The organism is Maribacter litoralis (assembly GCF_003075045.1).
GTDB classification, from domain to species: Bacteria; Bacteroidota; Bacteroidia; order Flavobacteriales; family Flavobacteriaceae; genus Maribacter; species Maribacter litoralis.
Map to the genome: position 1 here is coordinate 692,532 of NZ_QCZD01000001.1, position 14,057 is coordinate 706,588.

Here is a 14,057-nt window from a genome sequence, read left to right on the forward strand (position 1 = left end):
AAATGGGCAGTTAAATGAAACTGTCCTTTTTTTTGTCATGTATCCGCTATAGTTTTTAAACACTTAGTCTGTTTTAGTATTTAACGCTCATACAAAATATGGGAAGAAAACAGCACACAGTAGTTATCGATCCGTTTTTACCCTATGTAGAACTAAACTCTTTACCAACCATTTTGGCAGCGTTTTATTCGCGTTTCTTTTCTTAAGATTTAGATATAATCCGAAGGATTTTAAAATAGGGACTTTATGGGTTTCTACCAATTCGATCAATGTGCCATCTGGATCTTCCATATAACTGAAATGCCCAGCGGCATCGCCCATATCAAAACTATTGGCGCTATCTACCGTAAAAGAATAATTATTGTTCAGCGCTTTTTCTCTTATTGCCGACATACCAGAAACATCAAAACATAAGTGTATATAACCCAAATCTCCCCAAAGCCTGTTTTTATAAATTTTATTCGGAGCAGCATCCAAAATTTGAACAAGTTCTAATTGTGTAGGACCTAAAAGGTCTCCAAAACCACTAATACCAATTCGTTCTTGTTGCAAAATAACTCGTCTACATTTCCCTTTGATCTTATCTAGAACAGGATCAATATTATCATAACACACCATAGTATAACCCAGCATGGTAGCATAGAATTGTTTGGACTTTTCCATATCACTAACCCCTATAACAGCACCCTGCACTCCCCCATTTAATGACGATTGTCTAGAAAACGAATATGTATCTTCTACCATCTGAACACGATTATTAAAAGGATCATCAAAGTAAAAGTTAGGTTTATTGGTTATGGAAATCTCGGATAGATTACACACTCCCAATTCTTTAAGATACCCATGCATTTCTGGTAGGTTTTTACACCTGATCTTCATGGCATAAATACCTAAATCTCCAAAATTTACAGGCACTTCTGGCGCAACGGGAACTCGGTCTTTAAACTGCCAAATTTCCAATCCGCCGCCACCTGTCATATTTAAGGATAAATAAGCCTCTCTTCTTTCTGCCTTATTGTTTGTGTAACGAGTCATTAATGATGCAACCGCCTCATCTTCAAACAATAAAATATCAAAACCTAAATGCTTTCTATACCAATTAAATACTTTTTTGACATCTAAGACTCCAATGCCTATCTGTTGAATACCATTAATTCTATCAACCATTATATGGGGTACGTATCAATTTATTGTGAAGAGATTTTAGCTTATTGCCAGGGTATCCTAGTTTAAAAAGTACAACCAATATGAAATTTGATAAATTGACCCTTAAATATGAGTTGGATTCATACTTACGTGCAGATACCACCAAATCATTTTTAACAATAGTATATGGTAGATTCTTTTTCTTCATTCTATCAAAAAACTCAAAATCTTCCATGAGCACCTGTTTCTCATTAAAGCGTCCTAACTGTTCAAAGGCCTCTTTTCTAATGAACAAGCATTGATCGCCGCCACCCGTAAACAATCCGTCCTTTGCCGTAAAAGCTGCATTTATACGCAGGTACCATTTGTCCTTATCAAATCGGTATGAAAAAAAGCCTGCATCGTATCCATTTTCAAGGCTTTGTATTATATTATCGATAAATTCAGCTGGCGGTACTACATCGGCATGTAAAAAAACAAGGGTTTTACCCATTGCAACACCAGCTGCTTCGTTCATTTGAGCTGCCCTACCCTTATTCTTGCACTGTACTATTTTAACTTTATCAATACAGTCCAATAATTCAATTTCATCGGTATTCCAAGGAGACAAAGCCACTAATACCTCAATTAATTGGTCATGCTCCAAAAAACTTGCAATACTAAAAAGGCGCTGCAAGTTTTGATATTCATTATGTGCAGGTATAATTATACTGATCATAAATTGTTGAATCGTAGAATTTTGGTTCTTAAATATAGCCTTAATTAATGCCAATTACCTTTATCTACGTAAGTTGTTAGAAATAGTTTTAAAACCTTATTTTTTTTAAAGCTTAATGTAATCGATATATAATGTATTCGACCAAGATGAAACGAACCTTTACGATACATTTACGTAGATAAAGTAATCTAAAACTATTTTATGAAATTAAGACTATACTTTTTAGCAGTTTTATTTGCTTTATCATGTACGGCAAAAACCAATGTACAAGCCCAAACCGAAACGACCGAAGAATCGGTTGATTTTAATGAGTTATCAGAATCTTTTCTACAGAATATCATTACTGAAAAAGACACACAAGAAATACAGAACGTTTTAGCGAATACTACCATAGAAGAACTAGCGGCCGCACTTGACACCAATGATAAAAGATTGGCTTTTTGGATAAATATTTACAATGCCTATATACAGGTAATTCTACAAGAAAATCCCGAATTATATGATGACCGCGGCAGTTTTTTCAAAATGGAGCAAATTTTGATCGCCGGTGAAATGGTCTCTTTCGCAAAAATTGAACACGGACTCATTAGAAAATCTCAATGGGAATACGGTTTAGGCTATATTCGTAAATGGTTCCCCAATAAATTTGAGCGTAAATTAAGAGTTGACAAACCCATATACAATATACATTTTGCCTTGAACTGCGGAGCCAAAGACTGTCCGCCAGTAGCGGTTTATGAGTGGGAACGTGTACAAGAGCAATTACAAATTGGCACCAAAAGACATTTAGAGAAAACCAGTGAGTTCAACTCAGAGACCAATGTTGTTAAGGTTACTTCGTTATTCAGTTGGTTCAGGGGAGATTTTGGCGGAAAAAGCGGTATAAAGAAAATTTTGAAAGAAAACGAGATTGTACCTACTACCAAAGATATAGACATAGAATACACGAACTACGACTGGAACTTGTACCTAGACAATTTTATTGAGCTATAAGACATACTGGTAGTTTTAGTATAAAGATGAATTCTCATTAATTAAAAGTATTCTTATTTGCTTCTAATCATGACGATTACCCTATAGTGTGTTAAATTTGCACCCGAATAGATTTTATACTTTTTTATGAAGGTTGGCTTTGGTTTCCTTAAAAAGTTTTTTGTTGTACTGTTTATCCTTCTGGGGGTTTTGGCAGCTTCTAAGTTGGATGAGCTTCAATTCTCATTCGATTTTAGTCAGTTTTTCCCCGAGGAAGACCCTGACCTCGCCTTTTATGACAGTTATGTTGAAGAATTCGGTACAGATGACAACTTTTTACTGATTGCCGTAAAGAACCAGCCTGATGTATTTCAACAAGATTTTCTCCAAAAATTTAAGGCATTTTCCGAAGACAGTAAAGATTTTGAATTCGTATTGGAAAGTAGTTCTATTACTACGCTATCCTATCCTCTAAAAACGTCTTTCGGGTACACCACGCTACCTATTGTTCATATTAATGATCCTTCATTATATGAAAAAGATTGGGACAAATTAAAAGCTGACTCCTTATTCATAAATACTCTTATAGATAAGAATCGAAAATCTCTGGTGTTGGCATTACAAACCGAAGACAACCTTAACTATCAGCAATCTAAACTTCTTTTAAACCAAATAAGGGATTCGTTTAAGGTGCATGAACTACCAGACTACCATATTCTGGGAAGAGCATTTTTTTATGAAGCTATTGTTGAAATGCAGAAGAGCGAAGTACTTACCACCACCATAGTAGCCTCTATTTTGGTTTTCATTATTCTTCTTTTAGTCTATAGAAGTATGCCGGTAGTTCTAATCTCTGTTTTTTCCATAGCTATGTCCCTTTTACTGTTTATGGGTCTTTTGGGTTGGCTCGGAAAGGAACTGAATGCCATGGCGGCATTTTACCCGGTGTTAATGCTTATTGTGGGTACTTCTGATGTTATACATTTAACCGATAGTTATATACGAAAACTACAGAGCAACATACCACGTTACGCCGCTATAACCTCATCATTGAAAGAAGTAGGAATGACCACCTTACTAACATCCGTTACCACAGCAGTGGGGTTTGTTACCTTACTTTCATCTCGATTGGTGAGTATTCAAGAATTTGGAATAAATGCCGCTATTGGCGTATTGGTAGCATATATAACAGTAATTTTCTTAACCGGATCACTGCTCATCAGTCTTCCTGAAAAATCATTGATTGGGCGCAGAAGCATTTCTGAAAATTGGGTCAACTACCTTTTAAAGATCAATACGTTCACTAAAAACTTTCCTAAAACCATTATTGTCGGTACCGTAATATTTACCACGCTTTGTGTTTTGGGCATCTATTTGGTACAGACCAATCAAGAACTAAAGCAAACCTTACCCTCTGAAAGTAAAATTGCTCAAGATTTTGAATATTTTCAGAACAATTACGCAGGTTTTAGACCTTTGGAAATTGCCGTAATGAGTACTGACGGACATAAAGTAACCGATTATAATGTTGCCTTAGAGATAGAGAAACTGCTTTCATACCTAAAATCTATTGAAAGTATTGGCAGTTTACAGTCTTCTAACCTGCCATATAAAATTCTGAACAAAGCCAATAACCTTAACAACTCTGCTTATTTTACGCTACCAAAAGACGAGAAAACATTTTTAAAATACCAGAAAGATACTCGTAAACTGGCGCGTAAACAGTTAGCCAAATTTGTAAATGCAGATGAATCTATTGCCCGTATCAATGGTCGATTACAAGATATTGGCACCGATAACCTTAAAGTTGTATACGACAATATTGATGATTTTGCTAAAACCAAACTAGATTCTTCGCTCATTACAATTAAGGTAACGGGTAAAAGTATTTTGCTGGATAAAAATTCTGAATACATAAGAAGTAGCCTTCTTGAAGGTTTGCTTTACGGACTATTATTGATCGGAGTTATAATGGCCTTTGTCTTTAAGGACATTAAAATATTCTTGATATCATTGGTGCCCAATGTACTACCTATTTTGTTTGCGGGTGGCATGCTTGGTTTTCTAGGTATTCCGTTAGAAGCATCCTTATCCGTAGTATTTGCGATCGTATTCGGAATTGCCGTAGATGACACTATCCACTTTTTAGGGAAGTATAAATTAGGTATTACCCAAGGTTTGGATAAAGAAGCGGCAATTGAGAAAACATTTGCCCAAACAGGAAGGGCATTGGTCATCACCACCATCATTTTGTTCTTCGGCTTTATGGTGATGCTATTTTCAATTCATCAACCCAGTGTAACCATAGGGTTGATCATTAGCATAACCCTAGTAACCGCGTTGATACTAGACTTATTACTGCTACCGGTTCTTCTAAGAAAATTGATTTAAATAGAACTATTCTTTTTGTGAAGGGTCTTCTGCAACGATTTATAAGCGAATATTGCTCTGCCGACCATGAAAATCATTAAACTTATCCATAATGTAAAGAGTAGGTATTCCATAACACTATATGTTTTACTTGGTTACTTTTAGTCTGCATTATAAAGTAGTGGGGCGAACTTTAGAATGCATTTGGTCGATAAATATATGTATTTCATCTATGCGCCTGTTAAAAAAAACCAAATATTCGACGAAATGCATAATAATAACAACGCCACGACTTTACGTCGTGGCGTTGAAAAAAAAAACAATCCAACCTAAAACAAACATGAAATGAATATAATTGGGCAATCAATTACAAATCATGGACTTGCTTTTCCATACCGGGACCTAGTTCATATATAGCCCCTATTAATTCTCCTTTTATCTCCTTAACCCTTGCGTCTTTTCCGTTTGCTTTGTAAACTTCGGCTGCTTGGTAAAGCAACGCAGGTTCAAATGTTTTACCATAGACGTAGGTATCCATAATTTCCATAGCCTGTTCTTTGTCCCCATTTTTTAGGTGACTGTAGCCCAACCAACTATAAGATTCTGGGGTCGGTCTATTATCAACCTCTCTTTGTGCCAAAGCCAAAGCGCTATCATATTGTTTGGTTTCTCCTATGTACAAGCCTAGGTTATATGCATTATACATATCGCCATATGCTTTATCTTTTACTCTTGTAAAGTATTCATCCAAGTTTTTTGTGCGTATTAAATCATCACATGCATAGTCAGCTATTTCTGCCTTTAGCAAAAAGTAATCGGGCGCATTATAAGTTTTGGTCACCGAATCTAAAATGCGAATAGCTTCTTTTGAGTTCTTATCGTTCGAAAAAACGATCCATGCAATACCCTTTTTGGCATATGCATTGTTATTATCTATTTCCAGAGCCTTTAAATAATGATCGTACGAATCTTTAATTCTACCGGCATGCCCATAGTAATCGCCAAGATTGGTATAACTCCATAGCATTAAATCTTTATTCTTAGACAATTCTGCCTTTGCTCTAGCCTTTTCCATAAAGTTTATGGTCGTATCCAAATCACCTTTATAATCGTTCCATTTTGCTACTCGGATCATATATCCAAAATCTGACATATTCTTTAAACTATCTAAATAGCTTTCTGCCAAATCGTAATTACCAAGTTCCATATGAAGATCAAAGTACAAACTTTGGTTTTCGCTTTTATCGCCACCTATTGCCGCTGCAGAATCTGTTAAATGTAATGCTTCTTTAAAACGGTGCTGGGAAATATAATTTCTTGCTAAAGCCCTGTAAAAACCAGGCTTACCAATATTTGCGATATCAACTGCCCTTTTTAAACTTTTTTCGGCCTTCATCAAAAAGTCGATATCTGCTGTTTGTTGAAAATACCTGTTGTATTCACCACCAACGATACCAAAGCTGGTTAACTGCATGCTATCTGGCCTTATTTTAGAATTCCAAAGATCAAAATATTTTGATGTGGTCTTAATCTCATTTGCGACTAAATACTTGTCGTAATCTTTTTTATTTGCAACTGTTTCATGATTTTTAGTATTACATGATGATACCAGTACTACTATAATTAAAAGCTTTATCAATTTCATAATGTTGTTTTTTGTGGATTGTTTAAAATAGGGAGAGCCTTTCAACTCTCCCTTCCCTTCTCTTTCATAAACAATTTAGGGATGTGCCAGTCTTACCTACCACTAACAATAAGTAAGGTGAAGGCAACTTCTTATTCTGGCGCTCCTAAATATGGGAACGTAGTACCTACAGTAGCGGTTAGCCCAACGCCATCTGAGGTTAATCTTGGCAAGTCTGCCATACCATCATCATCGGTATCTTGACCACTAAAACGGTCTCCTTCCATACCTCCGAACAATAAAATCAATGAAACATCGATAACATCATCTTGTGGCAATCTACCAGTTAACGCTACTTCATCACCATCTGGAACCAAAATTCTACCATCATCATCTGCATCGGTACCTGGGTTAAAGTATGTTGTTGGTAAATTCGGTGCAACTTCTAAAACATCGGCAGCTAAATATCCTGTTAATGTTGGGGCATCCAATCCTAATATATTAACCTCATAGTTAACGTCATTTGGATCTGCACCTAATATGTTCGCATACACATCGTGATATGCTTCTAATCTTGCCTCAAAATCAGCTTGAAAAGTCGCTGCCATTTCTGAAGGAATAGACATATTATGAGAATCTTTAATATCTCCATCTGCACTCAATACGGTATTGATACCTGGTCTACCCATAAAATCTACTTGGGCATAAGTTCCTGTAAAATCTGGTGCTTCTGGCTCCATTGCATCTTCACAAGGCGTACATGTACCACCACAATCTACTCCGGTTTCATCACCGTTCATTATTCCGTCATCACATGTTGGTGTAATTACCACTGGTGTATTGTCATCATCATCGCTACAAGAAGCTAATGCGGCAACTGCCAAAAGAGACAAAAACGTATATTTTATATTTTTTAATTTCATCTTACTATATTTTATAAAGTTATTATTGCTTAACATTTGTAGTTACCCAAGTCTTGTATACTTCTAAACCAAGTGCATTTTGACCTGTTGTAGCACCTAAAAGACTATTAGGTATTTCAACCACTACGGCCATTGTATTGGCACCGTCGAAAGTATCTACAGCAGTTTCATCGTCGTCATCAGTAGAATCTGGGTCACCAGCTGGTTTAAAACCTAATGGAGCCGTACCACCAATTACCTCATTGAACTGAAAGAAGTCAAAGAAAAAAGCATCTTGTCGTGGTCCTGCAAATAAAGAAACTCCGCTATCGGTAGTTTCAACAATGGCTGTTTCTGCAGAAATGTCTACCGATCCTAATGGTGCATCTACCATAACTGCTCCGTTTAAACCTGTTTCACTAGGTGCAACCGGACCAAAGAAATACATTTTACCATCTCTTGGTATTGCCTGAATTACTAAATCTTCTACCAAATCGTTATCGGTATCGATATTAATTTCCAATAATACGTTTTCATCAAATGTACCGTACGCCAAGTCTGGCAGTACATTAGATTGTAAGTCTACCGCAAAAACGGTATTGTCTGAACCTTCTGTTGGTTCAAAAGCATAAAAATCGGCAATATCTGCCGTGGTTCCCATAGCACTTGGCGCATCAATGTGATCTGCCGCCACTAAAAGACCTCCTACAAGGGCCAAAGCCCCAAGTCCCATAAATAATTTTGATTTTTTCATTATCTCTTTTTTTAGATTAGAATCACCCTTACTTACGCAGCAAAAAAGAGAAGGTTCATTTTTTCTTAAAAAAAATTAAATTTTATTTTTAATCCCATATTCCGGTACAAGCGTAAACCCTTCAGTATCGTAGAAGTAACTATTTATAAATATGTGTGAAGTAATAATTAGCTAACTTTGCAGTGTTAAATTATTAAGATATGAACCCGTCTTCCTCTGGTTGGATCGAGAAATATGGTTCGGTGGTTCAAAGACACCAAAACGCTTTCCCAACTTTTGAAGCTTTATATGGTACGCTTAAAAAAAGCGGATTCGTATATGGGTTAAATTCTGGCGTACCAGATTTTATTGAGCTAGAACATACCCTTTCTGAAGACGAAAAGGCAAAAATCAACTTATTGCACGCTTTATACTTTACTTACCGTATTGAAGGTGGTGAAGATTATTCCATTTTTATAGAACAGGTATTCAAGTTCTATGAACTTTTAAAAATCAACAACGAAAGCTTTTTTGATAAGTGGTTTACCGGTAAGAAAACTTCTGCCAAGCTAGAAAAGTTAATGACCTCTAGAATTTATATTGAGGACAACATCATCAGTAAAACTTTTAATAGCCTTATTACCAATTCGCTATTGTTCATTGATGTGCTGCTTTTTAAACACTTTTTAAAGGACTACCCTGCCTTAAAGGAAAAAGCTGAAGAAATTGAATACTTAGCGATCAATATTACATACCATGCATTAAGTTCTAAAGAGCTGGACAGAAAAGACAATAAATTATCTCAATTGCTGGCTTCTTCCTTAACCTATATCAATTGTGCCGAGAATAGCTTTGATGGATCTTACCGAGAAAGATTACTTAACAATAAGGACAATTGGGAGAACAGATATTTGCTTGATATGGCCTGCCTTACCGTTTGGGAAGATCATTCATTAGATTACACAGAATCTGAGTTTATTTTCGGAATAGGAAAGGATTTGGGTTTCGACAGAACAATTATCTCAACTTCCATTACCGACGTTACCGAATTCTTTAAACTTAATTTCGATACCATACCTTATTTAAAGGAAAAGAATTTAGCCATGCAATTTTATGATAGCATGGGTAAGTTGGTGAAGAAACTTATACTACGAAATAGCAAAAGGTTACATAAAGAACTATCTCAAAGTGCCGAATTGGTAGCACTGCTATCCAAATCAACAGTGCGAGATCTTAGTGATGAAGAAAAAAAGAAGGTTCAAAATCAGCTTTTAGATATTTTTAAAAGCATACCGTCTTTAGCCATTTTTATTCTACCGGGCGGAGCCATTCTTCTACCCATATTCATTAAGTTGATACCGAAATTATTACCGTCTGCCTTTGATGAAAATAGAATTGACGAGGAGGAGGACCTTTATCGTAAATAACCTATTATCAATACATTAACCTCTCTACTCTAACCAAAGCTTAAAATCTTTCACTTTCTCTCTACTTACGATTATTTCGTGATCTTGATTGTTATTCAACTTGATCTGTAATCTAGAATTTGTATAGGAAACAATGTCTTTTATATGATCAATATTCACGTAGAATTTTCTGCTGACCCTAAAGAATACCTGTGGTTTCAGTTCATCTTCCAACTGTTCTAAGGTAGTATCCAACAGATAATTACGACCATCTTTTGTAGCGGCATAAGTGCCTTTGTTTTCGCTATAGAAACACTCCACATCTTCTGAATTGATGATTTTTAAATGCTGCCCAACCTTTGCCGTAAAACGTTTCTTATATTCACGCTCTAACGGATTTACCAATAACTTTTTAATATCATCAAAATCTAAAGCGATCTTGTTTGGCTCACCTGCAGATGCAAACCGTTTTCTGTATTTTTTGACCGCCTGTTCTAGATCTTCGTCATCTATTGGTTTTAACAAGTAATCTATACTATTCAATTTAAAAGCTTTTAATGCATACTCATCAAAGGCGGTAGTGAATATTATGGCACTATGTACTTCTATGACATCAAAAATCTCAAATGAGAGTCCGTCAGATAATTGAATATCCAAGAAAATTAAATCGGGGTGTTCATTCTCTTGAAACCAATTAATAGCCTCTTCTACAGAATGCAACATGGTAGAAACGTTTAAATCCAAACTTTCTAACATTCTGCCCAAACGTCTTGCTGCTGGTTTTTCATCTTCAATGATAATGGTCTTCATGGTCTGTATTTATGGTTTAGTGGTTTGCTTTAGTCGTTGTAGGAGTTTAGATATTTCTGAATTTTTCGATCTTCCCATTTCTTTATGTGCCATGAAATGTTTCCAAAAACAGTAATTCCATGTATGGCCAGTATAATTCCCCAAACAATGGTAGTGCCGTAGACATTCCAATCAATCCAGTCTAAAAACTCAGGATTACCGAATGCTTCTTTACTTACCAAAATGAAAACGAACTTATTTCTTAAGAAGTACAACATGATACTTATAATCAGAAAAACCAACACGTGATTATAGAAACGCTTTATACTCGCCACTTTCTCTTTTGCTCTTTCATACTTAGAAAACTTATTGTCTTCGCCATTAAAAAGATAATCGTTTGTTTGTTCAGTGTCCATACTATCTAAATTTTTCGGCATCTCTTTCCTCCTGCTCTACATATTTACTGATCTGGCGCTGTTCCCAATCTTTACTAAAGAAAGGATTAAAGCCAAATACTTTTGCTGCATGAAAAGCCAAACCTATTCCCCAGAAAAACGGAGTAGAAAAAGTACCTATATTAAACAAAGCCTCTGTAAATGATTCTCCTGCAGACATAATTGCCGTAATGGTAATCGTCATAAGAAATAAATTTACCAGTACATATACAAGTAAGTGAATATAAAACCCTTTTAATTCTTTGACCTTCTTCTGGGCTCTTATTAATTTATCCGATTGTTCAAATTCGTTTAGTTCCATCTTCTTGTATTTTCTTCTTGTTGTAAAAACTCTTGTATTTTTCTCTCTTCCCAGTCTCTGCCCATAAACGGATTCAAGTTAAAGATTTTATTCGCTTTAAAAAATAAGCTAATGCTTAAACCGAATACTACCCAAAGAAACCAGGCATTTCTCCATTCATTAAAATAATAATTGATCGATGCCACTATTAAAATGGATACCATAGCCGAGGCTACTTTACCATAAAATTTTCTAATTTCTTCAACTCTTTCTTTTGCTCTTCTATATTTTGTGTTTTCCATGATCTTTAGTTTTTTAGGTTATGATTCTTGCATAAATTCTTTGATCTTACGCTCTTCCCATTTCTTACTGAAAAATGGGCTATACCCGTAAGCATAAAGTCCGTTCATCAATAGGCCGAATCCCCAGCCTAGTGCCGGAAAAATAAACCAAAGAAAACTTGTTGTAATATAATTGATATATGCCAAAAATGGGATTACGATACAGTATGCCAATAAATTGCCATAGAATCCTTTAATAGCTTGTACTTTTTCTTTTGCCTTTTCGTACTTATAATTTCTGTCGGTTGTGAAGTTTGATTCCATCTTTCTAAAGTTTTAGGTGATCGTTAATTTATTTCCTTACTTCAAATTTCGGCAGATCATACAGGTTTTAAAAAATTGAAATACCCAGTTGTAATTTTTTACGACTGAATTGTATAAAGTTGTCTTTACTAGAAATAAACCACTTCAAAAACCATATGATTTCTTCGCACTTTCAATTTGCTCTTGCTCTGTGGTATTAGGATATAGTAGATATTTAGGCGCTATAATAGGTTTTGCATTAGTAAGGGTAATCTTGGTAATGGTAGCAAACGGAAAATTTCCTTTTGTAAGTAGAAGAAGTACTTTTTCCATTTTAGAGAAGTCTGAAGACGATTTCACTACAATTTCAGCCTCACCTTTCAACTGAAATCCTTTTTGCTTTAAAACGTCTATAAAACTGATACAAACATTTTTGTTCGCTCTTATATTCTTAACCGTTTGTGGTGATGCTATGTTTGCTACTATAATCGTATCATCTTCAAAACAACTGAATATCTCTTTGGGTGATACATTGGGCATGTTATCTGTAGAAGATGTTGCCAACCAGCACAGAACACTATCACTAATAGCTGCTTTTATGTCTTCTGTTAGCTTCATAGTGTTTCTATTTAAAATTCATTTAAAAGTTTTCTCTATCCATGAATTCCTTTATTTTTCTCTCTTCCCAGCCTTTGCCAAATAATGGATTATAACCATATGCCTTTAAACCGTGGGCAATTAAGCCAATACCCCAACCAATGGCAGGGAAAATGACCCAAACAAAACTGGTCGTCGTAAAATTGATATAGGCGAGTACGGGTATAACAATGCAATACGAAGTAAGGTTGCCATAAAAACCCTTTATGAGTTCTACACGTTCTTTTGCTTTCTCATAACGCTTGGCACTAATGTGCGATGCCTGGGTTTCTCGAAACGATATGGCATTTGTCAACATGGGCAAACGTACTTTGAATTCTTTTGCGGTCTTAAAAATCTGCATTTCCTTTTTGGTAAGAATGGCATACCGCTGACGAATATTTTGTAGCCCTACACCACTACTCTTTTTAACAACCTGTTTCTCTTGCAAATTGTTGACTACATACAAATAGCCGTCTTCTTCATAGATTTTAATATGCAATGGTTTTGAAGAGGTTACCACATTGTGCTTCACCGCATTCTCTAATAATAATTGTAACGATAGCGGTACAATTTTAGCTTCGGGATCTGTTGCCTCATCAGGAATTTCAAATACGATACTATCTTCAAAACGCATTTTTAAAAGTCGCACATAGGTTCGTGCAAACTTAAGTTCCTCATCGACCAAAATTAGATTTTTACTCTTCTGCTCCAATACATACCTATACACTTTAGATAAAGATGTAGTAAATTTTTGCGCCTGCATAGGATCTTCTTCGATTAGACTGGTAAGCACGTTGAGACTATTAAAGAGAAAATGTGGATCTAGCTGATTTTTTAAAGCATCGAACTTTGCAGATGCCGAACCAGCAATAATTTTCTGCTCCTTTACCTTGGTATCTTGTAAGGCTTTGTAAAAATAAAAGGCATGTAAAAACAGCGATACTACCAAGGTTACCAGTAACGCGTAAAAATAATATTCTACTTTTTCTCCTGCTATAAACTCATAAAAGCTGTGCCCAAAAATATAAATTTCTGTAAACGCACGTACCGCACCAAACGCCAAAACCGTTAGTATAATTGAGCCAGAAGCACCGTACCATAACCGTTTTTTGGTTTCATTCTCCCAACTATATTTTTTAGAGATATAGTCGCTGAAATACATATTAACCATAGATAGCATAAAAGAGTAGAGAAAGGCTATACCTGTAAATTGCATTTCGCCATATAATGTTATGCTTTCCCAATCAGATAGAAGCAACCGAACCAGTTCCATAACCAAGGCTATGATTATTGCTATTCTTACTACCTTTAAAAAACTACTCATGTTTGTAAGCTTAAATTGATCGGTTTCTAATTTTTAAAATTAGGGATTTCCTTTTAGAAGTCATTAGCTTTCTACAGCTACCCTATTAAAGAACAAACATGAAGCTATAAATACC

15 protein-coding genes are annotated in these 14,057 nt (G+C 35.5%); 3 read left to right on the plus strand and 12 right to left on the minus strand.

Translation table 11 applies throughout. From position 1 onward, the window contains the following. Nucleotides 1–123: 123 nt before the first annotated feature. Complete coding sequence (locus DCS95_RS03285) at nt 124–1,167, minus strand: VOC family protein (RefSeq protein ID WP_116769398.1); 1,044 nt, start codon at nt 1,165–1,167, stop codon at nt 124–126. After that, nucleotides 1,160–1,864 carry a glycosyltransferase gene (locus tag DCS95_RS03290; RefSeq protein WP_116770135.1) on the minus strand — a complete coding sequence of 235 codons (705 nt, stop codon included), beginning with the start codon at nt 1,862–1,864 and terminating at the stop codon, nt 1,160–1,162. Before DCS95_RS03290 ends, DCS95_RS03285 begins: the two co-directional genes overlap by 8 nt. 201 nt (nt 1,865–2,065) lie before the next feature. Here DCS95_RS03290 and DCS95_RS03295 point away from each other — a divergent pair, with 201 nt between their 5' ends. Together DCS95_RS03295 and DCS95_RS03300 are read left to right on the plus strand one after the other, a co-directional pair. Then, the gene (locus DCS95_RS03295; protein WP_116769399.1) at nt 2,066–2,857 is read left to right on the plus strand and encodes a DUF547 domain-containing protein; all 792 of its coding nucleotides are present in this window, start codon (nt 2,066–2,068) and stop codon (nt 2,855–2,857) included. Nucleotides 2,858–2,983: 126 nt separating this feature from the next. Continuing rightward, a complete protein-coding gene (locus DCS95_RS03300; protein ID WP_116769400.1) occupies nt 2,984–5,227 on the plus strand; it encodes an efflux RND transporter permease subunit in 2,244 nt (747 codons plus the stop codon). Between the two features lie 346 nt (nt 5,228–5,573). Here DCS95_RS03300 and DCS95_RS03305 read toward each other — a convergent pair whose 3' ends face one another. The 3 genes from DCS95_RS03305 to DCS95_RS03315 all read right to left on the minus strand — a co-directional run bounded on the left by DCS95_RS03305 (nt 5,574) and on the right by DCS95_RS03315 (nt 8,486). Beyond that, nucleotides 5,574–6,851: a tetratricopeptide repeat protein gene (locus tag DCS95_RS03305; RefSeq protein WP_116769401.1), complete on the minus strand. Its 1,278-nt coding sequence runs from the start codon at nt 6,849–6,851 to the stop codon at nt 5,574–5,576. Nucleotides 6,852–6,982: 131 nt separating this feature from the next. Then, nucleotides 6,983–7,753 carry a DUF4331 family protein gene (locus tag DCS95_RS03310; protein WP_116770136.1) on the minus strand — a complete coding sequence of 257 codons (771 nt, stop codon included), beginning with the start codon at nt 7,751–7,753 and terminating at the stop codon, nt 6,983–6,985. A 22-nt stretch (nt 7,754–7,775) separates the two neighbouring features. Then, the gene (locus DCS95_RS03315) at nt 7,776–8,486 is read right to left on the minus strand and encodes a DUF4331 family protein (RefSeq protein WP_116769402.1); all 711 of its coding nucleotides are present in this window, start codon (nt 8,484–8,486) and stop codon (nt 7,776–7,778) included. Between the two features lie 200 nt (nt 8,487–8,686). Here DCS95_RS03315 and DCS95_RS03320 point away from each other — a divergent pair, with 200 nt between their 5' ends. After that, entirely contained in the window at nt 8,687–9,892 is a 1,206-nt protein-coding gene (locus tag DCS95_RS03320; protein WP_116769403.1) for an LETM1-related biofilm-associated protein, read from the plus strand. Nucleotides 9,893–9,916: 24 nt separating this feature from the next. Here the strand turns inward: DCS95_RS03320 and DCS95_RS03325 are convergent, their stop codons facing one another. The 7 genes from DCS95_RS03325 to DCS95_RS03355 form a co-directional block, all read right to left on the minus strand. Continuing rightward, the gene (locus DCS95_RS03325; protein WP_116769404.1) at nt 9,917–10,681 is read right to left on the minus strand and encodes a LytR/AlgR family response regulator transcription factor; all 765 of its coding nucleotides are present in this window, start codon (nt 10,679–10,681) and stop codon (nt 9,917–9,919) included. A 29-nt stretch (nt 10,682–10,710) separates the two neighbouring features. Continuing rightward, entirely contained in the window at nt 10,711–11,076 is a 366-nt protein-coding gene (locus tag DCS95_RS03330; RefSeq protein WP_164674106.1) for a 2TM domain-containing protein, read from the minus strand. Between the two features lies 1 nt (nt 11,077). After that, nucleotides 11,078–11,416 carry a 2TM domain-containing protein gene (locus DCS95_RS03335; protein ID WP_116769406.1) on the minus strand — a complete coding sequence of 113 codons (339 nt, stop codon included), beginning with the start codon at nt 11,414–11,416 and terminating at the stop codon, nt 11,078–11,080. Then, the gene (locus DCS95_RS03340; RefSeq protein WP_116769407.1) at nt 11,407–11,697 is read right to left on the minus strand and encodes a 2TM domain-containing protein; all 291 of its coding nucleotides are present in this window, start codon (nt 11,695–11,697) and stop codon (nt 11,407–11,409) included. Before DCS95_RS03340 ends, DCS95_RS03335 begins: the two co-directional genes overlap by 10 nt. A gap of 18 nt (nt 11,698–11,715) precedes the next feature. Then, a complete protein-coding gene (locus tag DCS95_RS03345; RefSeq protein WP_116769408.1) occupies nt 11,716–12,000 on the minus strand; it encodes a 2TM domain-containing protein in 285 nt (94 codons plus the stop codon). 144 nt (nt 12,001–12,144) lie between these two features. Beyond that, entirely contained in the window at nt 12,145–12,597 is a 453-nt protein-coding gene (locus tag DCS95_RS03350; RefSeq protein ID WP_116769409.1) for a pyridoxamine 5'-phosphate oxidase family protein, read from the minus strand. 22 nt (nt 12,598–12,619) lie between these two features. Next, a complete protein-coding gene (locus tag DCS95_RS03355; RefSeq protein WP_116769410.1) occupies nt 12,620–13,942 on the minus strand; it encodes a 2TM domain-containing protein in 1,323 nt (440 codons plus the stop codon). Nucleotides 13,943–14,057 lie beyond the last annotated feature (115 nt).